This window comes from Pseudomonas sp. CFBP 8772 (genome assembly GCF_014841665.1).
GTDB classification, from domain to species: Bacteria; Pseudomonadota; Gammaproteobacteria; order Pseudomonadales; family Pseudomonadaceae; genus Aquipseudomonas; species Aquipseudomonas graminis_B.
The window spans coordinates 99,893-120,656 of record NZ_JACYUI010000008.1 but is presented as its reverse complement, the minus strand read 5'-3'; the positions used below and the strand labels follow the sequence as shown (position 1 = coordinate 120,656).

Annotated in this window: 17 protein-coding genes; 12 read left to right on the top strand and 5 right to left on the bottom strand. The window is 61.1% G+C overall.

Annotated elements, in window-relative coordinates; translation table 11 throughout:
• Positions 1-230 precede the first annotated feature (230 nt).
• Positions 231-2,696, top strand: a complete 2,466-nt coding sequence (locus IFT99_RS17245; RefSeq protein WP_192133813.1) for an EAL domain-containing protein — start codon at positions 231-233, stop codon at positions 2,694-2,696.
• 36 nt (positions 2,697-2,732) lie between these two features.
• Positions 2,733-3,530 (top strand): TenA family transcriptional regulator, encoded by a 798-nt coding sequence (locus tag IFT99_RS17240; RefSeq protein ID WP_065992963.1) that lies wholly within the window; start codon positions 2,733-2,735, stop codon positions 3,528-3,530.
• A 4-nt stretch (positions 3,531-3,534) separates the two neighbouring features.
• On the opposite strand, the gene IFT99_RS26885 is transcribed toward IFT99_RS17240, so the two are convergent.
• From IFT99_RS26885 to IFT99_RS17215, 5 genes are all read right to left on the bottom strand, one after another.
• Entirely contained in the window at positions 3,535-3,774 is a 240-nt protein-coding gene (locus IFT99_RS26885) for a diguanylate cyclase domain-containing protein (RefSeq protein WP_192133811.1), read from the bottom strand.
• Complete coding sequence (locus tag IFT99_RS17230; RefSeq protein ID WP_192133804.1) at positions 3,758-4,504, bottom strand: YciK family oxidoreductase; 747 nt, start codon at positions 4,502-4,504, stop codon at positions 3,758-3,760. Before IFT99_RS17230 ends, IFT99_RS26885 begins: the two co-directional genes overlap by 17 nt.
• A 60-nt stretch (positions 4,505-4,564) precedes the next feature.
• On the bottom strand, positions 4,565-5,236 hold the full coding sequence (gene mupP / locus IFT99_RS17225) for an N-acetylmuramic acid 6-phosphate phosphatase MupP (RefSeq protein WP_192133801.1): 672 nt from the start codon (positions 5,234-5,236) through the stop codon (positions 4,565-4,567).
• Between the two features lie 3 nt (positions 5,237-5,239).
• Positions 5,240-5,938 (bottom strand): bifunctional 2-polyprenyl-6-hydroxyphenol methylase/3-demethylubiquinol 3-O-methyltransferase UbiG, encoded by a 699-nt coding sequence (gene ubiG / locus IFT99_RS17220; RefSeq protein WP_192133799.1) that lies wholly within the window; start codon positions 5,936-5,938, stop codon positions 5,240-5,242.
• Positions 5,939-6,005: 67 nt separating this feature from the next.
• A complete protein-coding gene (locus tag IFT99_RS17215) occupies positions 6,006-7,337 on the bottom strand; it encodes a TRZ/ATZ family hydrolase (RefSeq protein ID WP_192133797.1) in 1,332 nt (443 codons plus the stop codon).
• A gap of 163 nt (positions 7,338-7,500) precedes the next feature.
• Between IFT99_RS17215 and mtnA the strand changes: the two genes are divergently transcribed.
• From mtnA to IFT99_RS17165, 10 genes are all read left to right on the top strand, one after another.
• Entirely contained in the window at positions 7,501-8,577 is a 1,077-nt protein-coding gene (gene mtnA, locus IFT99_RS17210; protein ID WP_192133795.1) for an S-methyl-5-thioribose-1-phosphate isomerase, read from the top strand.
• A 305-nt stretch (positions 8,578-8,882) separates the two neighbouring features.
• Positions 8,883-11,678 carry a DNA gyrase subunit A gene (gyrA, locus tag IFT99_RS17205; RefSeq protein WP_192133793.1) on the top strand — a complete coding sequence of 932 codons (2,796 nt, stop codon included), beginning with the start codon at positions 8,883-8,885 and terminating at the stop codon, positions 11,676-11,678.
• Between the two features lie 161 nt (positions 11,679-11,839).
• Positions 11,840-12,925 (top strand): 3-phosphoserine/phosphohydroxythreonine transaminase, encoded by a 1,086-nt coding sequence (gene serC, locus IFT99_RS17200; protein WP_065992975.1) that lies wholly within the window; start codon positions 11,840-11,842, stop codon positions 12,923-12,925.
• On the top strand, positions 12,925-14,019 hold the full coding sequence (pheA, locus tag IFT99_RS17195; protein ID WP_065992977.1) for a prephenate dehydratase: 1,095 nt from the start codon (positions 12,925-12,927) through the stop codon (positions 14,017-14,019). The genes serC and pheA overlap by 1 nt, the downstream gene beginning before the upstream one ends.
• Before the next feature lie 54 nt (positions 14,020-14,073).
• Positions 14,074-15,186 carry a histidinol-phosphate transaminase gene (hisC, locus tag IFT99_RS17190; RefSeq protein WP_192133791.1) on the top strand — a complete coding sequence of 371 codons (1,113 nt, stop codon included), beginning with the start codon at positions 14,074-14,076 and terminating at the stop codon, positions 15,184-15,186.
• A 28-nt stretch (positions 15,187-15,214) separates the two neighbouring features.
• Positions 15,215-17,422: a bifunctional prephenate dehydrogenase/3-phosphoshikimate 1-carboxyvinyltransferase gene (locus IFT99_RS17185; protein WP_244657012.1), complete on the top strand. Its 2,208-nt coding sequence runs from the start codon at positions 15,215-15,217 to the stop codon at positions 17,420-17,422.
• Positions 17,419-18,108 (top strand): (d)CMP kinase, encoded by a 690-nt coding sequence (cmk, locus tag IFT99_RS17180; RefSeq protein WP_065992981.1) that lies wholly within the window; start codon positions 17,419-17,421, stop codon positions 18,106-18,108. The genes IFT99_RS17185 and cmk overlap by 4 nt, the downstream gene beginning before the upstream one ends.
• 121 nt (positions 18,109-18,229) lie before the next feature.
• Positions 18,230-19,921, top strand: coding sequence for a 30S ribosomal protein S1 (gene rpsA, locus IFT99_RS17175; protein WP_065992985.1), 1,692 nt, complete (start codon positions 18,230-18,232; stop codon positions 19,919-19,921).
• Between the two features lie 201 nt (positions 19,922-20,122).
• Positions 20,123-20,422, top strand: a complete 300-nt coding sequence (gene ihfB, locus IFT99_RS17170) for an integration host factor subunit beta (RefSeq protein WP_037011901.1) — start codon at positions 20,123-20,125, stop codon at positions 20,420-20,422.
• A gap of 17 nt (positions 20,423-20,439) precedes the next feature.
• The gene (locus tag IFT99_RS17165; protein WP_192133788.1) at positions 20,440-20,679 is read left to right on the top strand and encodes a LapA family protein; all 240 of its coding nucleotides are present in this window, start codon (positions 20,440-20,442) and stop codon (positions 20,677-20,679) included.
• Positions 20,680-20,764 lie beyond the last annotated feature (85 nt).

Genomic DNA, 20,764 nt, shown 5'->3' with positions numbered 1-20,764 from the left:
TATCGCCACTGGACCACGTCAATCCTCGGGCTATGCTCTCCCATGGCAATCACTGAAAATGTGAAAAGCGTCATATTTACGTCTCCGCACTCAAATGGCTGGTTACGTCTTGTAAAAGATGTGAGAGATTGTCTGCTGCATCGTGGAAATTAGCGAAGTCCCTCAGGCTCCAGGAAGGTTGCCTGGTGAAGGGGGAATGAGTATCTGGCAGTGCTGATCAAAGGGACACCATGAAGCAAAAGCGGATTCTCGAGAAGCCTCGTCTTCTGGGCATCGTCTGGCCATTTATCGCCGTCGTGCTGTTACAGGCACTGCTCGGCTGCGTCAGCTTGTACATGATGTCGGCGGTCCGCAGCTACATTGGCGGCGAGAGCCTGTGGTCGAAGGGCCAGAAGGACGCCATTTATTACCTGAATCTCTACGCCAACAGTCGAGATGACATCAATTACCTGAAATATCAGAAAGCGATTGCCATTCCCCAGGGCGGGCATGACTTGCGCCTGGCGATGGATCAGCCGGTGCCCGACATCGCGCGCGCTACTGCGGGGATTCTGCAGGGTGGTAACCATCCCGACGATGCCCAGAGCATCATCTGGCTCTACCTGAATTTTCAGCACTTCAGCTATCTCGAGAAGGCCATCGACCTGTGGAAGGTCGGTGACAACTATCTGGTGCAGTTGGATGAAGTCGCCCGCGAAATGCACGCGCGGATTCAGGAAGGCAATGTCACCAACAGTGAAGTCATGGGCTGGCGCCAGCGCATCAGTGCTATCAACGAAGGCGTCACGCCGGCGGCCATGGCCTTCAGCGACGCGCTGGGCGAGGGCTCGCGGGTCATCCTGCGGATTCTGCTGGTGGTCAACCTCGCCACCGCGCTGTGCCTGATCATCCTCGCCCTGCTGCGCACCCATAAACTGCTGGAGCAGCGCCACGGCTTTGCGATTGCGCTGCAGATGGAAAAAGAACGCGCGCAGATTACCCTGGAGTCCATCGGTGATGGCGTCATCACCACCGATGTCGACGGCTCCATCGTCTACATGAACCCCGCCGCCGAGCTCATGACCCACTGGAAGAACGAGCAGGCAGCCGGTCTGCCGCTGGCGGCGCTGTTCAGCCTGCTCGACGAGAATGACCAGAAAGACACCTCGACCCTGATCGAGCGCATGCTCAGCGGCAATCTGGGCGGCGGCAGTGAAAGCTCACGACTGATTCAACGCCTGGACGGCAGCACCGTTTCGGTCGCGCTAGTCGGCTCGCCGATTCGCACCGAAGGCAAAGTCAGCGGCGCGGTGCTGGTGTTGCATGACATGACCCAGGAGCGGCAGTACATCGCCAATTTGTCCTGGCAGGCGACCCACGATGCGCTGACCGGTCTGACCAACCGCCGCGAGTTCGAATACCGCCTGGAACTGGCCCTCAACGGCCTGACCGAACAGCCGGCGCGGCACGCGTTGATGTTTCTGGACCTCGATCAGTTCAAGCTGGTCAACGACACCAGCGGTCACGCTGCGGGGGATGAACTGCTGCGGCACATTTGCACGCTGCTGCAACAGGGCGTGCGCGAAGGCGACACGCTGGCACGTCTGGGCGGCGACGAGTTCGGCATCCTCCTTGAACACTGCGCGCCGGAGGCCGCCGAGCGAGTGGCCGAGAGCCTGCGCCAAACTGTGGAAAGCCTGCATTTTGTCTGGAAAGGCCGGCCGTTTGTCACCACCGTCAGCATTGGTCTGGTGCACATCGACGACGTCCCGACCACCCTTGAGACGTCGCTGCGCGCCGCCGACATGGCCTGCTACATGGCCAAGGAAAAAGGCCGCAACCGGGTTCAGGTCTACCACGACGACGACTCCGATCTGTCCACCCGCTTCGGCGAGATGGCGTGGATCCAGCGCCTGCACATGGCCCTCGAAGAGAACCGCTTCTGCCTGTATTCCCAGGAAATTGCAGCGCTGGGTCGCAATGCCGAGCAACGCCACGGCCATATCGAGATTCTGCTGCGGCTGCGCGACGAGTCCGGGCGCATGATCCTGCCCGACAGTTTCATCCCCGCCGCCGAGCGCTACGGCATGATGACCACCCTGGACCGCTGGGTCGTGCAGCACGTCTTCATGATCATCGCCGAGTGCCTCAAGTCCGGACACCGCGAAGGGCCAATGGCCGTGTGTGCGATCAACCTGTCCGGGAGCAGCATTGGCGACGACGCCTTCCTCGAGTATTTGCGACAGCAGTTCCAGATCTACGCAATCCCCCCTGAACTTATCTGTTTTGAAATCACCGAAACCAGTGCGATCGCCAATCTGGGCAGCGCCATTCGGTTCATCAATGAACTCAAAGGTCTGGGATGCCGTTTCTCTCTGGATGACTTCTGTGCAGGCATGTCGTCATTCGCTTACTTGAAGCACTTGCCTGTGGATTTTCTGAAGATTGACGGGAGCTTCGTAAAGGACATGCTCGACGATCCGGTCAACCGGGCGATGGTAGAAGTGATCAACCATATCGGGCACGTAATGGGCAAACAGACGATCGCCGAGTTCGTCGAGAGCCCTCAGATAGAGCAGGCGTTATTGGAAATCGGTGTGGACTACGCTCAGGGGTACGTTATCGAGCGACCGCAATTATTCACCTGTGAATGTCTGCACGCACGGCCCGCGAGGCAGACCCCACTGTTGTTCAGCGCTCCCGGGACTTTTCGCTGAACACACCATTAAGCAACTCATATAAGGAGCTACACAGTGATCGATATGTTCATTAGAACCGGTCCGCTGATGGATGCCAGCAGTTACCCCGCTTGGGCACAGCAATTGATTGAAGATTGCAGTGACGCCAAGGCCAAGGTGGTAGGGCATGAACTTTATCAACGCATGCGTGACGGGCGGCTCAGTTCTAAGACCATGCGCCAGTACCTGATTGGTGGCTGGCCGGTCGTCGAACAGTTCGCGGTCTATATGGCGCATAACCTGACCAAGACCCGATTCGCCCGACACCCGGGTGAAGACATGGCGCGACGATGGTTGATGCGCAACATTCGGGTCGAACTCAACCACGCCGACTACTGGGTCAACTGGAGCGCCGCCCACGGGGTGAGCCTGGAAGACTTGCAGGCGCAGCGGGTGCCGTCGGAACTTCACGCCCTGAATCACTGGTGCTGGCACAGCTGTTCGTCGGATTCGCTGGTGGTGGCCATCGCGGCGACCAACTACGCCATCGAAGGCGCCACCGGTGAATGGTCGGCCGTTGTCTGTTCCCAGGACACCTACGCGGACATGTTCCCGCCGGACACACGAAAGCGGGCGATGAAGTGGCTGAAGATGCACGCGCAGTACGACGATTCCCACCCCTGGGAAGCGCTGGAAATCATCTGCACCCTGGCCGGCAACAACCCCAGCGAGCAATTGCAAAGCGACCTGCGAATGGCGGTCTGCAAGAGCTACGAGTACATGTTCCTGTTCCTGGAACGGTGCATGACGCTGGAACGATCTCAGGAAGGCAGCGGCTCGGTCCGTGAACACCGGATCCCCGCCCGCGCCTGATCCCTCAGCCCGCCATGTCCAGGCGGTGGCGGCCCTTGCGCCTGGCGGCGTACAGGGCCGTGTCTTCACGTTGCACCATGCTGTCGGGCGATTCGCCCGGCGGCAGCGTCGAGCAACCGAGGCTGACCGTCACGTCTACGCCCGTCCCTTCAGCGGATAAAAGCGTTGCAGCGCGGCGCTGCGCAGTCACTCGCCTTGGTGAGCCAACCGCGTCAGCATCACTCGGTTCAGCGGGTCTGGGCATCCAGTGCCTGTCCGTTGATGCCGATGCTGTCCGGGCCCATCAGGTACAGGTACACCGGCATGATCTCTTCCGGCGTCGGGTTGTTGGTCGGATCTTCCGCCGGGTATGCCTGGGCGCGCATGTCGGTGCGGGTTGCGCCCGGATTGATGCTGTTGGCGCGCAGCGAACCAAGCCCATCGATCTCGTCGGCCAGCGTCTGCATCAGCCCTTCGGTGGCGAACTTGGACACGCCATAGGCGCCCCAGTATGCGCGGCCTTTGCGCCCGACGCTGCTGGAGGTGAACGCGATGGACGCGTCGCCCGAAAGCTTGAGCAACGGCAGCAAGGCGGTGGTCAGCATGAACGTGGCGTTGACGTTAACGTGCATCACCTGCATGAACTGCTCACCGGTGAGCTGTTCGACCGGCGTGCGCGGGCCGATGATCGAGGCGTTGTGCAAGATGCCGTCCAGGCGGCCGAACTCTGCTTCGATCATCGCGGCGAGCTCGTCGTACTGACGGGGGAGGGCAGTCTCGAGATCGAACGGGACGACCACCGGTTGCGGATGCCCGGCAGCCTCGATCTCGTCATACAGCGCGCTCAGATTCGCTTCGGTCCGGCCCAGCAGCAAGACCGTCGCGCCGTGGGCTGCATAGGTTTTCGCGACAGCGGCGCCGATGCCACGGCCGGCCCCGGTCACCAGAATCACCCGGCCTTTGAGCAGGTCGGGGCGGGCGGAGTAATTGAACATGGCGGCTCCTTTCTAATGTCTAAATGGGCGCAGTGAAGGATTTGGTTGCGGACTGTCGCCTCAGCAACTGCACAACGCATCGTCCAGCACTCGGCGCAGCTCTGTCGGGTGATTCACCACCACGTCCGCGCCCCAGTGATCGGGGTTGTCCTGGGGATGGATGTAGCCATAGCGCACGGCGGCGGTCTTGGTGCCTGCGTCGCGACCGGATTCGATGTCACGCAGGTCATCGCCCACGAACAGCACACTGGCCGGGTCCAGACCGAGCATCTTGCAGGCCAGCAGCAGCGGCTCCGGATCGGGTTTGCTCTTGGTCACATGGTCCGGGCAGATCAGCACCGCGGAACGCTCCGACAAACCCAGTTGCTCCATGATCGGCTGTGCGAAGCGAACCGGTTTGTTGGTCACCACGCCCCAGATCAGTCTGGCTTTCTCGATGTCGGCCAGCAATTCGGCCATGCCGTCGAACAGTTTGCTGTGCACCGCGCAATCGGTCTGATAGCGCGCCAGGAATTCCAGGCGCAGCGCCTCGAATTCCGCCGCCTCGGGGGGCATCGCGAACGCCGCCGAGACCATCGCCCTGGCACCGCCGGATATCTCGTCGCGGATCAGCTTGTCGTTCACCGGCGGTAAGCCGCGTTCGGCCAGCATTGCCTGGCAGATCGCGATGAAGTCCGGCGCGGTGTCGAGCAGCGTGCCGTCCATGTCGAAGAGAACTGCCCTCAAGCGCATGGCTCAGACTCCCCGCAGTGTCTGGATCATGTAATTGACGTCGACGTCCGAGGCCAGCTTGTAGTGCTTGGTCAACGGGTTGTAGGTCAGACCGGTGATGTCTTTGACCTGCAGCCCGGCATCGCGGCTCCACGCGCCCAGCTCGGAAGGGCGGATGAATTTCTTGAAGTCATGGGTGCCGCGCGGCAGCAGGTTCATGATGTATTCGGCGCCGATAATGGCGAACAGGTAGGCCTTCGGGTTGCGATTGATGGTGGAGAAAAACACCTGACCGCCCGGCTTGACCATCTTGTAGCAAGCACGGATCACCGACGACGGGTCCGGCACGTGCTCCAGCATTTCCAGGCAGGTCACGACATCGAACTGCTCGGGCATTTCTTCGGCCAGCGCTTCGGCGGTGATCTGCCGGTATTCCACGCTCACGCCGGATTCCAGCTGGTGCAGTCGCGCCACGGCCAGCGGTGCTTCGCCCATGTCGATGCCGGTCACGGTCGCGCCACGCAAGGCCATGGCCTCACTCAGAATGCCGCCGCCACAGCCGACGTCGAGGACCTTCTTGCCCGCCAGATTCACCCGTTCGTCAATCCAGTTCACGCGCAGCGGATTGATGTCGTGAAGGGGCTTGAACTCGCTGTTGCGGTCCCACCAGCGATGGGCGAGGGCCTCGAATTTGGCGATTTCGGCGTTGTCGACGTTGCTCATGTGTGATCCTCTGAAACTTGAATTCGGTGTCCGGGCACGGTATCTGACCGTGGCGGCGCTCAATGGGTCAGGCTTTGTCAGCCGCGATGCGGTTGCCCCAGGCTTTGGCGGTCCGGGTCAGCGCTTCTTCGTCCATGCGGGTCAGGCGTTTGTCCTGCAGCAATGGCTTGCCAGCGACCCAGACGTGCGTCACGCAATCGCGACCCGTTGCATAAATAAGTTGTGACACCGGATCGTAGACCGGCTGTTGCGCAAGGCCTGACAGGTCGAACGCGACCATGTCGGCGGCCTTGCCGATTTGCAGCGAGCCGGTGTGATCGTCGATGCCCAGGGCGCGGGCGCCGTTCAGCGTGGCCATGCGCAGTGCACGGTGGCCGTCCAGCGCGGTGGCCGAGCCGGCAACGGCTTTTGCCAGCAGCGCGGCGGTGCGGGTTTCGCCGAGCAGGTCCAGGTCGTTGTTACTGGCCGCGCCGTCGGTGCCGATGGCGACGTTGACCCCGGCCTGCCACAGGCGCTCGACCGGGCAGAAGCCGCTGGCCAGTTTCAGATTCGATTCTGGGCAGTGGATGACGCTGGAGTTGCTCTCGACCAGCATCGCGAGGTCGTCATCGCTGATCTGGGTCATGTGCACCGCCTGAAAGCGCGGGCCCAGCAGGCCCAGGCGATGCAGCCGCGCAAGGGGGCGTTCCTGACGTTGCTGAACGGCGTCGTGCACTTCAAAGGCGGTTTCGTGGACGTGCATCTGGATCATCGCGTCCAGTTCATCGGCGATGACCCGGATCTTCTCCAGGTTCTCGTCGCTGACGGTGTAGGGCGCGTGGGGCCCCATGGCGATCTTGATGCGGTCGTGGTGGGCCAGATCGTTGAACAGCTCGATGCCGATGTGCAGGGATTCGTCGCTGTTGCGCGCGCCGGGTATCGGGAAGTCCAGCACCGGCACGGTGATCTGTGCGCGAATGCCACTGTTGTGCACTCGCTCGCACGCGACCTTCGGGAAGAAATACATGTCGGAGAAGCAGGTGATGCCGCCCTTCAACTGTTCAGCGATGGCGAGGTCGGTGCCGTCGCGGACGAAATCCTCGTCGACCCACTTCGCCTCGGCCGGCCAGATATGATCCTGCAGCCAAGTCATCAACGGCAGGTCGTCCGCCAGCCCGCGGAACAGGGTCATCGCCGCATGGCCGTGGGCGTTGATCAGCCCGGGACTGAGCAGCATGCCCGGCAACTCGCGCACCTCGATGGCCGGCTGGCGCAGGGCCTCGGCGCGCGGACCGATATAAACGATCAGGCCGTCGCGAATGCCGATCCCGTGCTGCTGCAACACAACGCCGGCGGGTTCGACCGGTACCAGCCAGTCCGGCAGCAACAACAGGTCGAGCGGGGCAGCGGAATGGGGCATGGGGCGGGCATCCAATGGCTTATTACGGGGACGGCGAAGTATACCCGAGCGTCTTCGCAGGCGGCTCGCTATAATCGGCGGCTTTTTAAGGTGCTGGCGATTTGCTTCTTTGCACCGTCGCTGTGGCGGCAAGCTTTTCAAAATTCATCAAGTGGGGTGTGCAATGCGCGATCGATTACTGGCTGCGGAGAAGGTAAAGGCAATCGATTGGCGGGACGGCACGTTGTATCTCCTGGATCAGCGGGTCTTGCCCTTCGAAGAAACCTGGCATCCCTACACCAGTGCTGAAGGCGTAGCCGAAGCCATTCGCACGATGGTCGTGCGCGGCGCGCCGGCGATTGGCATCAGTGCGGCCTACGGCATCGTCCTGGCGGTGGTTGATCGGCTCGCCGAAGGCGGTGACTGGCAGATGGCTCTGGAGGAGGACTTCGACCTGCTGGCCAATTCCCGGCCCACGGCGGTCAACCTGTTCTGGGCGCTGAACCGCATGCGCGAGCGCCTGTATCGCCTCAAGGATCACGAAGATCCCCTGAAGGCCATGGAAGCCGAAGCCGTGGCCATTCACTTGAGCGACCGCGAAGCCAACCTGACCATGGCGCAACTGGGGGCAGAGCTGATCCGCAAGCATCAGGGCAATCTGCAGACCGTGCTGACCCACTGCAACACCGGCGCGCTGGCCACAGGCGGCTTCGGGACGGCGCTCGGCGTGATTCGCGCGGCACACCTGGAAGGCATGATCGAGCGTGTCTATGCCGACGAAACCCGGCCCTGGCTGCAGGGCTCCCGTCTGACCGCGTGGGAATTGGTCAACGAAGGCATCCCGGTCACCCTCAACGCCGACTCCGCCGCCGCGCACCTGATGAAAACCAAAGGCATCACCTGGGTCATCGTCGGCGCTGACCGCATCACCGCCAACGGCGACGTCGCCAACAAGATCGGCACCTACCAGCTGGCGGTCGCGGCCATGCACCACGGCGTGCGCTTCATGGTCGTGGCGCCGAGCTCGACCATCGACATGAACCTGGCCAGTGGCGACGACATCCCCATCGAAGAACGCGACGGCCGCGAATTGCTTGAGGTTGGCGGCAAACGCGTGGGGGCCGACGTCGATGCGTTCAACCCGGTGTTCGACGTGACACCTGCTGATCTCATCGACGCCATCGTCACCGAGAAGGGCATTGTCGAACGCCCGGATACGGCAAAAATGGCCCTGCTGATGTGCCGCAAACGCCTGCATTGATCACCCCGCTGCCGATAATGCCATTCGTCGTCAAACGCGCTATCGGGCTCTGTGAGCGCTTCTCAGGCGTCTGCTGGCGAAACGGCTTGTTCGCGGCGCCTGCAAACACTTCGTGCCTGACGGCGATTGTGGTACCATCCGGCGGTTTCCAAAGGGGCGCATGGCGACCCTTATGACTGCGCACATTCATGGCATAACTCGCTGATTTGTCGTAAGTCGTTGCCTGACAATCGTCGGCAGCGGCAAGCCTCGTTCATCCCGGATGGCTGAACGCGGTTTCACCAGAAAAAGGAATCAGGCTTCTCATGGGCGAACTGGCCAAAGAAATCCTCCCGGTCAATATCGAAGACGAGCTGAAGCAGTCCTACCTCGACTACGCGATGAGCGTCATCGTCGGACGTGCTCTCCCCGATGCGCGCGACGGCTTGAAGCCCGTGCACCGTCGGGTACTGTTCGCGATGAGCGAACTGGGTAACGACTGGAACAAGCCGTACAAGAAATCCGCCCGTGTGGTCGGTGACGTTATCGGTAAGTACCACCCGCATGGCGACACCGCGGTCTACGACACCATCGTTCGTATGGCCCAACCCTTTTCCCTGCGCTACCTGCTGGTAGACGGTCAGGGCAACTTCGGTTCGGTGGACGGCGACAACGCCGCCGCCATGCGATACACCGAAGTGCGCATGACCAAGCTGGCCCACGAGCTGCTGGCTGACCTGCACAAGGAAACCGTGGACTGGGTGCCGAACTACGACGGCACCGAACAGATTCCTGCGGTCATGCCGACCCGTATTCCCAACCTGCTCGTCAACGGCTCCAGCGGTATCGCCGTGGGCATGGCGACCAATATTCCGCCGCACAACCTCGGTGAAGTCATCGACGGCTGCCTGGCGCTGATCGACAACGGCGACCTCACCGTCGACGAGTTGATGCAGTACATCCCCGGCCCCGACTTCCCGACTGCCGCGATCATCAACGGTCGTGCCGGCATCGTAGAAGCTTACAAGACGGGCCGTGGCCGCATTTACATGCGCGCCCGCTCCATTGTCGAAGACATCGGCAAGGTCGGTGGTCGCCAGCAGATCGTCATCACCGAGCTGCCGTACCAGCTGAACAAGGCGCGTCTGATCGAGAAGATCGCCGAGCTGGTTAAAGAGAAGAAGCTTGAAGGCATCACCGAACTGCGCGACGAGTCCGACAAGGACGGCATGCGCGTGGTCATCGAGCTGCGTCGCGGCGAAGTGCCTGAGGTCATCCTCAACAATCTCTACGCCCAGACCCAACTGCAAAGCGTCTTCGGTATCAACATCGTTGCGCTGATCGACGGCCGCCCACGCATCCTGAACCTCAAGGACCTGCTGGAAGCCTTCATTCGTCACCGTCGCGAAGTCGTTACCCGCCGTACTGTGTTCGAACTGCGCAAGGCCCGCGAGCGTGGTCACATTCTTGAAGGTCAGGCCGTTGCCCTGTCGAACATCGACCCGGTCATCGCCCTCATCAAAGCCTCGCCGACCCCGGCCGAAGCCAAAGAAGGGCTGATCAGCACGCCGTGGGAATCCAGCGCCGTGGTCGAGATGGTCGAGCGCGCGGGCGCCGAATCGTCCCGCCCGGAAAACCTCGATCCTCAGTACGGCATGCGAGACGGCAAGTATTTCCTGTCGCCGGAACAGGCCCAGGCCATCCTCGAGCTGCGTCTGCACCGCCTGACCGGTCTGGAACACGAAAAGCTGCTGACCGAGTACCAGGAAATCCTGACTCAGATCGGCGAGCTGCTGCGCATCCTCAACAGCGCCACGCGCCTGATGGAAGTCATCCGCGAAGAGCTCGAGCTGATCCGCGCCGAGTACGGCGATGTGCGTCGCACCGAGATCCTCGATGCGCGCCTGGACCTGACCCTCGGCGACATGATCCCGGAAGAAGAGCGCGTCGTGACCATCTCCCATGGTGGCTACGCCAAGACTCAACCGCTGGCTGTCTATCAGGCCCAGCGTCGCGGCGGCAAAGGCAAGTCGGCCACCGGCGTCAAGGATGAGGACTACATCGCTCACCTGCTGGTCGCCAACAGCCACACCACGCTGCTGATGTTCTCCAGCAAAGGCAAGGTGTACTGGCTCAAGACCTACGAGATCCCGGAAGCGTCCCGCGCTGCCCGTGGTCGTCCGCTGGTCAACCTGTTGCCGCTGAGCGAAGGCGAATACATCACCACCATGCTGCCGGTCGATCTCGAAGCCATGCGCAAGCGTGCTGACGAAGAAGAAGCCGAAGGTGTGGATGCCGAGGCCGAAGACCTCGAAAACAGCAACGAGACCGAAGAAGAGCGCAAGGCGCGCATCAAGGCTGCTGACAAGAAGAAGGCGCCGTTCATCTTCATGTCGACCGCCAACGGCACCGTCAAGAAGACCCCGCTGGTGGCGTTCAGTCGTCAACGCAGCGTCGGCCTGATTGCGCTGGAGCTGGACGAAGGCGACATCTTGATCTCGGCCGCGGTTACCGATGGCGAGCAGGAAATCATGCTGTTCTCCGACGGCGGCAAGGTCACCCGCTTCAAGGAATCCGAAGTGCGCGCCATGGGCCGTACGGCTCGCGGTGTGCGCGGCATGCGTCTGCCGGAAGGTCAGAAGCTGATTTCCATGCTGATCCCGGAGCAGGGCAGCCAGATCCTCACCGCTTCCGAGCGTGGCTACGGCAAGCGTACCGCGATCACCGAATTCCCTGAGTACAAGCGTGGCGGTCAGGGCGTGATCGCCATGGTCAGCAACGAGCGTAACGGCCGTCTGGTCGGCGCCGTTCAGGTGCAGGAAGGCGAGGAGATCATGCTGATTTCCGACCAGGGCACGCTGGTGCGTACCCGTGTTGGCGAAGTTTCGAGTCTGGGCCGCAATACTCAGGGCGTGACCCTGATCAAGCTGGCCAAGGACGAGAAACTGGTCGGTCTGGAGCGCGTCCAGGAGCCATCGGAAGTCGAGGGCGAAGAGCTGGACGGCGAAGCGTTCGAAGGCGAAGAGGTTGATGCTGACGTGATTGGCGCCGTCGACACCGACGAGTCCGCTGACGATGCGCAAGCGGATCCCGCGGCTGACGAAGAAGAGCCGCAGGAGTAACGCCGAGAGGGGGGGCTGGCGACAGCCCCCCCTTTTTGACCGATGCCCTACGCGCCGGTCAACAGTTCCGGTAACGGGTGATCGTAATGAAACGAGCACCTTCCGCACTTCCCCGCACTTCACCCGTTCCAAATTAATTCAGTGACACGACGAGAGTGGATATGAGCAAGCGAGCCTTTAACTTCTGCGCAGGTCCTGCCGCGCTCCCTGAAGCTGTTCTGCTGCGTGCCCAGGCCGAACTCCTGGACTGGCATGGCAAAGGCCTGTCCGTCATGGAAATGAGCCATCGCAGCGACGAGTTCGTCTCCATCGCCACCAAGGCGGAGCAGGATTTTCGCGATCTGCTGTCCATCCCCTCCCATTACAAAGTGCTGTTTCTTCAAGGTGGCGGCAGCCAGCAATTCGCTCAGGTTCCATTGAACCTGCTGCCTGAAAACGGCACGGCCGACTACATCGACACCGGCATCTGGTCGCAGAAAGCCATTGAAGAAGCGTCGCGCTACGGCAACATCAATGTCGCTGCCAGCGCCAAACCCGCCGATTATTTCGCCATTCCCGGCCAGAGCGAGTGGAAGCTGTCGAAAGACGCGGCCTACGTTCACTACGTGCCCAACGAGACCATTGGCGGTCTGCAATTCAACTGGATTCCGGAAACCGGCGACGTGCCGCTGGTCGCCGACATGTCTTCGGACATCCTCTCGCGCCGCCTCGACGTTTCGCGTTTCGGCATGATCTTCGCGGGCGCCCAGAAGAACATCGGCCCGAGCGGCATCGTCGTGGCGATCATCCGCGAGGACCTGCTGGGTCGCGCGCGTTCCCTGTGCCCGACGATGCTCAACTACAAGGTCGCGGCCGACAACGGCTCGATGTACAACACGCCGCCGACGCTGGCCTGGTACCTGTCCGGTCTGGTCTTCGAATGGCTGAAAGAGCAGGGCGGTGTCGAAGCCATGGCCACGCGCAATGAACTCAAGCAGCGCACGCTGTACGACTTCATCGATGCCAGCGGCCTGTACAGCAACCCGATCAACCCGTCCGACCGCTCGTGGATGAACGTGCCGTTCCGTCTGGCCGATGATCGCCTGGACAAGCCGTTCCTCGCGGGTGCCGAAGCGCGCAACCTGCTCAACCTCAAAGGCCACCGTTCGGTCGGCGGCATGCGCGCGTCCATCTACAATGCCATCGACCTCAGTGCGGTCAACGCCCTGACCGCGTACATGGCAGAGTTCGAGAAGGAACACGGCTAATGTCTGAACAAGCACTCAAGGCCCTGCGGGTCCGCATCGACAGCCTGGACGAAAAGGTTCTGGAGCTGATCAGCGAACGCGCCCGCTGCGCCCAGGAAGTCGCCCGGGTCAAGATGGCCGACCTGCCAGCGGGCGAGGTGCCGGTGTTCTACCGGCCTGAGCGTGAAGCGGCGGTCCTTAAACGTGTCATGGAGCGTAACCGTGGCCCGTTGAGCAACGAAGAGATGGCGCGGCTGTTCCGCGAAATCATGTCCTCGTGCCTGGCGCTGGAGCAGCCGCTCAAGGTCGCTTATCTGGGTCCTGAAGGCACGTTCACCCAGGCTGCCGCGCTGAAGCATTTCGGCCACGCCGTCATCAGCAAGCCGATGGCTGCGATCGATGAAGTGTTCCGTGAAGTGGCCGCCGGTGCGGTGAATTTCGGCGTCGTCCCGGTGGAGAACTCCACCGAAGGTGCAGTCAACCACACGCTGGACAGCTTCCTTGAGCACGACATGGTGATCTGTGGCGAAGTCGAGCTGCGCATTCACCATCATCTGCTGGTGGGCGAAAGCACCAAGACTGACAGCATCAGCCGCATCTATTCCCACGCCCAGTCCCTGGCGCAATGCCGCAAGTGGCTGGACGCGCACTACCCGAACGTCGAGCGCATCGCCGTTGCCAGCAACGCCGATGCGGCCAAGCGGGTCAAGGGCGAGTGGAACTCGGCGGCGATCGCCGGTGACATGGCGGCGGGCCTTTACGGCCTGACGCGGATTGCCGAGAAGATCGAAGACCGTCCGGACAACGCCACGCGTTTCCTTATGATCGGCAATCAGGAAGTGCCGCCGACCGGTGACGACAAAACGTCGATCATTGTGTCGATGAGCAACAAGCCGGGCGCGCTGCATGAACTGCTGGTGCCGTTTCACCAAAACGGCATCGACCTGACGCGCATCGAGACGCGTCCCTCGCGAAGCGGGAAATGGACCTACGTGTTCTTCATCGATTTCGTCGGCCACCACCGCGACCCGCTGATCAAGGCCGTTCTCGAGCAGATCAGCCAGGAAGCCGTGGCGCTCAAGGTGTTGGGTTCCTATCCGAAGGCAGTGCTTTGATCCTGCGTCCGGACTTGTAGCCCTACGGGTTTCACTGAAGAGGTAAAGCGGTAAATGAGCGGCGACTTCCTCACGCTGGCACAGCCCGGCGTGCAAAAACTATCGCCTTACGTTCCCGGCAAACCGGTGGACGAACTGGCGCGTGAACTGGATATCGATCCGGCGCGCATCATCAAGCTGGCGAGCAATGAAAACCCGATGGGCGCCAGCCCCAAGGCGTTGCAGGCGATCAACGACGCGCTGGCGGAATTGACCCGCTACCCGGACGGCAACGGTTTCGAGCTCAAGCAGCGGCTGTCGCAAGCCTGTGGCGTGCAGCCCGAGCAAGTGACGCTGGGCAACGGCTCCAACGACATTCTGGAAATCGTCGCCCGTGCCTATCTGGCGCCGGGGCTGAATGCGGTGTTCAGTGAACACGCGTTCGCCATCTATCCGATTGTCACCCAGGCCGTGGGCGCGACTGCTCACGTCGCCAGGGCAAAGGCGTGGGGTCACGACCTGCCGGCCATGCTCGCCGCCATCGACAGCAACACCCGAGTCGTCTTCATCGCCAACCCCAACAACCCCACCGGGACCTGGTTCGGGCCAAGCGCGCTGGCGGATTTCCTCGCGCAGGTGCCTGACAACGTGTTGGTCGTGCTGGACGAGGCCTACATCGAATACGCCGAAAGCGCCGAGCTGCCTGACGGGCTTAACTTCCTGAGCGCCTATCCAAACCTGCTGGTGTCGCGGACGTTTTCCAAGGCCTATGGCCTGGCGTCGTTGCGCGTCGGCTATGGGTTGTCCTCGCCGGTCGTGGCCGACGTGCTGAACCGCGTGCGTCAGCCGTTCAACGTCAACAGCCTCGCGCTGGCCGCCGCTTGCGCTGCTCTGGGCGACGTGGACTACGTTGCGCGAAGCCGTCAGCTCAATGAAGCCGGCATGCAGCAGTTGGAAGAGGGGCTTGGTCAGATGGGCCTGAGCTGGATTCCCTCCAAAGCCAACTTCATCGCCGTAGACCTGGGCCGCGAGGCCGCTTCGGTTTACGAAGGATTGCTGCGTGAAGGTGTGATCGTTCGCCCGATTGGTGGTTATGGCATGCCCAATCACCTGCGGGTGAGCATCGGTTTGCCGAGCGAGAACAGTCGTTTCATCGAGGCGTTGAGCAAGGTTCTGGCACGTGGTTGATGTCACGTCGCTGCAACCCGCTGCGCCTATGATCGGCCGCCTGGTGGTGGTCGGGCTCGGCCTGATCGGAGGGTCGTTCGCCAAGGGCTTGAAGGAGAGTGGCCTGTGTCGCGAAGTCGTGGGCGTCGATCTCGATCCGCAATCGCGCACACTGGCCGTGGAGCTGGGCGTGGTCGATCGCTGTGAAGACACTCTCGCTGCCGCCTGCGTAGGGGCTGACGTCATTCAATTGGCCGTGCCGATTCTGGCCATGGAAAAACTCCTCGGCGTACTGGCTGGATTGGACCTGGGCAATGCCGTGCTGACCGACGTCGGTAGCGCCAAAGGCAATGTGGTCCGCGCCGCGCGTGAAGCGTTCGGTGTGATGCCGCCGCGCTTCGTGCCCGGCCACCCGATTGCCGGCTCCGAGCAGAGCGGAGTGGAAGCCTCCAACGCCGAGCTGTTCAAGCGGCACAAAGTCATCCTCACGCCACTGGCCGAAACCGACCCATTGGCGCTGGCGCTGGTTGACCGTCTCTGGTCGGCACTGGGCGCCGACGTCGAGCACATGCAGGTCGAGCGCCACGATGAAGTGCTGGCGGCGACCAGTCATTTGCCGCACCTTCTGGCGTTCGGCCTGGTGGATTCGCTGGCCAAACGTAACGAAAACCTCGACATCTTCCGCTATGCGGCGGGGGGCTTCCGCGACTTCACGCGCATCGCCGGCAGTGATCCGGTGATGTGGCATGACATCTTCCTGGCGAATCGCGAGGCGGTGCTGCGCACCCTCGACACCTTCCGCAGCGACCTTGATGCGCTGCGCGATGCCGTGGATGCAGGCGATGGCCACCAGTTGCTCGGTGTGTTCACCCGGGCCCGGGTCGCCCGCGAGCATTTCGGCAAGATCCTTGCCCGTCGTGCCTACGTCGAACAAGCCACGTGCGCCGACCTGAAGTTTATCGGGAAGCCTGGCGGCGTTGTCCGGGGGCGGGTTCGCGTGCCGGGTGACAAGTCGATTTCCCATCGGGCGATCATGCTCGGGTCCCTGGCCCAGGGCACCAGCGTCGTCGAAGGCTTTCTCGAAAGTGAGGACGCGCTGGCAACGTTGCAGGCATTCCGCGACTTGGGCGTGGTCATCGAGGGCCCACACCACGGTCGCCTGACCATTCATGGCGTCGGCCTCAACGGGCTGCGACCTGCGCCGGGACCGCTTTATCTGGGTAACTCGGGCACGTCGATGCGCCTGCTCTGTGGCCTGTTGGCCGGGCAGCGATTCGACAGCGTGCTGACCGGCGATGCCTCGCTGTCACGGCATTCGATGACCCGTGTCGTCGAACCGTTGCGCCAGATGGGCGCCGTGATCGACACCGCAGAAGACGGCCGGCCGCCGCTGACCCTTCGCGGCGGGCAGGGTCTTCAGGCCATCCGCTACGACATGCCATTGCCCAGCGCTCAGGTGAAATCCGCGCTGTTGCTCGCCGGTCTCTACGCAAATGGCACAACGATGGTGCATGAGCCAGCCCCGACCCGGGACCACACCGAGCGCATGCTGCAAGGGTTGGGTCATTCGGTTTCCGCTCATGACGCGACAGTCGCGTTGCAGTCAGGGGTTGAGCTCAAGGCCGCCCGCATCGAAGTGCCCGCCGATATTTCTTCGGCGGCGTTCTTTCTGGTGGCAGCCTCCATCGCTGAGGGCTCGGATTTGATCCTCGAGGGGGTGGGTGTGAACCCGACGCGCTCGGGCGTCATCGATATCCTGCGCCTGATGGGCGCGGACATCACGCTGGACAACCCGCGCGATGCGGGCGGTGAGCCGGTGGCTGATCTGCACGTGCGCCATGCCCGTCTCAGGGGTATCGATATCCCGCTGGCCCTGATACCGCTGGCCACTGACGAGCTCCCGGCGCTCTTGATTGCCGCCGCTTGCGCCGAAGGGCGAACGGTCCTCAAGGGCGCTCAGGCATTGCGCGTCAAGGAATCAGACCGCCTTGGCGCCATGGCCAACGGTCTGGCGACGCTCGGCATAAACGTTGAAACGACCGCAGATGGCATCATTATTGATGGTGGAAACCTCGGCGGTGGTGAAATCAACGCGCAGGGCGATCACCGCATCGCCATGGCATTCAGTATCGCGTCGCTGCGTGCGGCCAGCCCGATTCATATCCGGGACTGCGCCAATGTGGCGACTTCATTTCCCAGTTTCCTGACGCTGTGTGCTCAGGTGGGTATTCGTGTAACGCAAGAGGGGCAATCGTGAAAGTTCAAGCTCCGGTCATTACGATCGACGGACCCAGCGGTTCCGGGAAGGGCACGGTGGCCGGCAAGCTGGCCAAACGTCTGGGCTGGTCCCTGCTGGATTCCGGCGCGCTGTATCGGCTGCTGGCCTTCGCGGCCGTCAACCATGGCGTCGATCTGACCAATGAAGAAGCACTGAAACTGCTGGCTGCGCACCTGGACGTGCAGTTCATGGCAGCGACCGATGACCACGGTCAGCGCATTATCCTCGAAGGGGAGGACGTGACGTCGGCCATCCGCAATGAGCATGTCGGCAGTGGCGCGTCGCAGGTGGCGTCGTTGCCCGCTGTTCGTGAAGCACTGCTGCAGCGCCAGCGGGCGTTTCAGGAGTTTCCGGGCCTGATTGCCGACGGCCGCGACATGGGCACGGTGGTCTTTCCCGGCGCGCCGTTGAAGATTTTTCTGACGGCCAGCGTCGACGAGCGTGCCCGACGGCGATATTTGCAGTTGAAGGCCAAGGGTGACGATGTTAGTCTGCCGAGTCTGCTAGATGAGATCCGTGTCCGCGACGAGCGTGACACCCAGCGAGCGGTAGCCCCGCTCAAGCCGGCGCATGACGCCATTCAGCTGGATTCCACCGAATTGTCCATCGAGCAGGTGCTTGAACGCATCCTGAGTGAAGTCGCACTCCGCGATCTCGCCGGATGACCAGAAAGCCATGTGGGAGACCAGTCATAGTCCCGCAGGCTTTCTTTCATATGAACGAAACCCACGTTGTCTGGAGCGTGGCAGATGGGCGTATTCTTCGCCCTTATCAACAGGAATTAAAATGAGCGAAAGCTTTGCTGAACTTTTCGAAGAAAGCCTAAAGACTCTTAACCTTCAGGCCGGTTCGATCATCACCGCGATCATCGTCGATATCGATTACCAGGCTGGTTGGGTCACCGTTCACGCTGGTCTGAAGTCCGAAGGCCTCATCCCGCTGGAGCAGTTCCACAACGATGCTGGCGAGCTGACCATCAAGATCGGCGATGAAGTCCACGTTGCGCTGGACGCGGTCGAAGACGGCTTTGGCGAAACCAAGCTGTCCCGCGAAAAAGCCAAGCGTGCCGAGTGCTGGATCGTTCTGGAAGCGGCTTTCGCAGCTGAGGAAGTGGTCAAGGGCGTTATCAACGGTAAGGTTAAAGGCGGCTTCACAGTCGACGTTAACGGCATCCGTGCGTTCCTGCCAGGTTCTCTGGTTGACGTCCGTCCAGTGCGCGACACCACGCACCTGGAAGGCAAAGAGCTGGAATTCAAGGTCATCAAGCTGGACCAGAAGCGCAACAACGTTGTCGTTTCCCGTCGCAGTGTCCTGGAAGCCGAAAACAGCGCCGAGCGCGAAGCTCTGCTGGAATCGCTGCAGGAAGGCCAACAGGTCAAGGGTATCGTCAAGAACCTCACCGATTACGGCGCATTCGTCGATCTGGGTGGCGTCGATGGCCTGCTGCACATCACCGACATGGCCTGGAAGCGCATCAAGCATCCATCGGAAATCGTCAACGTTGGCGATGAGATCGATGTAAAGGTCCTGAAGTACGATCGCGAGCGCAATCGTGTTTCCCTGGGTCTGAAGCAACTGGGTGAAGATCCATGGGTTGCTATCAAGGCTCGTTACCCGGAAGGCACTCGCGTTACCGCGCGTGTTACCAACCTGACCGACTACGGCTGCTTCGCAGAGCTGGAAGAAGGCGTGGAAGGCCTGGTACACGTTTCCGAAATGGACTGGACCAACAAGAACATCCACCCGTCTAAAGTCGTTCAGGTTGGCGACGAAGTGGAAGTCATGGTTCTGGACATCGACGAAGAGCGTCGTCGTATCTCCCTCGGCATCAAGCAGTGCAAATCTAACCCGTGGGAAGATTTCTCTGGCCAGTTCAACAAGGGCGACAAGATCTCCGGCACCATCAAGTCGATCACCGATTTCGGTATCTTCATTGGTCTGGACGGCGGCATCGACGGTCTGGTTCACCTGTCCGACATCTCCTGGAACGAAGTGGGCGAAGAAGCCGTACGTCGTTTCAAGAAGGGCGACGAGCTTGACACCGTGATCCTGTCGGTTGATCCAGAGCGTGAGCGCATCTCGCTGGGCATCAAGCAGCTGGAAAGCGATCCGTTCTCCGAGTACGTCACTGTCAATGACAAAGGCGCTATCGTCCGCGGTATCGTTAAAGAAGTTGACGCCAAAGGCGCCATCATCACTCTGGCCGACGACATCGAAGCGACCCTCAAAGCCTCCGAAATCAGCCGTGACCGCGTTGAAGATGCGCGTAACGTTCTGAAAGAAGGCGAAGAGATCGAAGCCAAGATCATCAGCGTTGACCGCAAGAGCCGCGTGATCAGCTTGTCCATCAAGTCGAAAGACGTTGAAGACGAGAAAGAAGCGATTCAGAGCCTGCGTAGCAAGCCTGAAACCGCTGAAAGCACTGGTCCTACCACTCTGGGTGACCTGCTGCGTGCTCAAATGGAAAAACAGAACTGAGTTCTGTCTGACCATTGAAAAAGGGCGACTTCGGTCGCCCTTTTTTGTGGGCGGGTGTTTTTGCGGCATGTTCGGCCAGTGCCTGTTGACGATCTTCAAGCTCGGTTGATTTAAGTCTGGACATACTCTGTTCAAATGCTTCAGGTCATGCTAAAACCTTCAAAGCGCTTCACCTAGCTGCTTGAAAAAGAAGGGAAAAACATGACGAAGTCGGAGTTGATCGAACGAATTGTCACCCATCAAGGACTGCTCTCATCCAAAGATGTGGAGCTGGCCATCAAGACCATGCTTGAGCAGATGTCGCAGTGCCTCGCGACAGGCGACCGTATTGAAATACGCGGCTTCGGCAGCTTTTCCCTGCATTATCGCGCGCCTCGCGTAGGCCGCAATCCAAAGACAGGCCAGTCTGTCAGCCTCGATGGCAAGTTCGTCCCTCACTTCAAGCCAGGCAAAGAGCTCCGCGACCGGGTGAACGAAGAAGAGGAGCACGAGCTCCAATAGCTCTTTGAGGAGTTCTCATGCGAAATGTGAAGCGTCTGATCTTTTTAGTTATCGCCCTGTTGATCGCAGCGGCGATTCTCGTATTTGTGCTGGAAAACCAGCAAACCGTCGCACTGGTATTCTTTGGCTGGAACGCGCCCGAGCTGCCTGTTGCCGTGCCGGTGATCTTTGCACTGCTGGTGGGCATGTTGATTGGCCCGCTGTTGGTTTCAGTCGCGCGTCTGCGCAGGAAGCCCAAAGCGTCACGCCTGCCCTGATAGAATCCCCGCGCGCCAGACACCTCAACGCTTGCGTTGAAGATAATTACAAGCGCGCCTATAACTAATTCCCTTTTCCAATGCC

Bases quoted from the DNA above. Each gene is read 5' to 3' on its own strand.
- IFT99_RS17245 (WP_192133813.1), top strand. From the start codon at position 231: ATGAAGCAAAAGCGGATTCTCGAGAAGCCTCGTCTTCTGGGCATCGTC.
- IFT99_RS26885 (WP_192133811.1), bottom strand. From the start codon at position 3,774: ATGCCCAGACCCGCTGAACCGAGTGATGCTGACGCGGTTGGCTCACCA.
- IFT99_RS17230 (WP_192133804.1), bottom strand. From the start codon at position 4,504: ATGTTCAATTACTCCGCCCGCCCCGACCTGCTCAAAGGCCGGGTGATT.
- mupP (WP_192133801.1), bottom strand. From the start codon at position 5,236: ATGCGCTTGAGGGCAGTTCTCTTCGACATGGACGGCACGCTGCTCGAC.
- ubiG (WP_192133799.1), bottom strand. From the start codon at position 5,938: ATGAGCAACGTCGACAACGCCGAAATCGCCAAATTCGAGGCCCTCGCC.
- IFT99_RS17215 (WP_192133797.1), bottom strand. From the start codon at position 7,337: ATGCCCCATTCCGCTGCCCCGCTCGACCTGTTGTTGCTGCCGGACTGG.
- mtnA (WP_192133795.1), top strand. From the start codon at position 7,501: ATGCGCGATCGATTACTGGCTGCGGAGAAGGTAAAGGCAATCGATTGG.
- gyrA (WP_192133793.1), top strand. From the start codon at position 8,883: ATGGGCGAACTGGCCAAAGAAATCCTCCCGGTCAATATCGAAGACGAG.
- serC (WP_065992975.1), top strand. From the start codon at position 11,840: ATGAGCAAGCGAGCCTTTAACTTCTGCGCAGGTCCTGCCGCGCTCCCT.
- pheA (WP_065992977.1), top strand. From the start codon at position 12,925: ATGTCTGAACAAGCACTCAAGGCCCTGCGGGTCCGCATCGACAGCCTG.
- hisC (WP_192133791.1), top strand. From the start codon at position 14,074: ATGAGCGGCGACTTCCTCACGCTGGCACAGCCCGGCGTGCAAAAACTA.
- IFT99_RS17185 (WP_244657012.1), top strand. From the start codon at position 15,215: ATGATCGGCCGCCTGGTGGTGGTCGGGCTCGGCCTGATCGGAGGGTCG.
- rpsA (WP_065992985.1), top strand. From the start codon at position 18,230: ATGAGCGAAAGCTTTGCTGAACTTTTCGAAGAAAGCCTAAAGACTCTT.
- ihfB (WP_037011901.1), top strand. From the start codon at position 20,123: ATGACGAAGTCGGAGTTGATCGAACGAATTGTCACCCATCAAGGACTG.
- IFT99_RS17165 (WP_192133788.1), top strand. From the start codon at position 20,440: ATGCGAAATGTGAAGCGTCTGATCTTTTTAGTTATCGCCCTGTTGATC.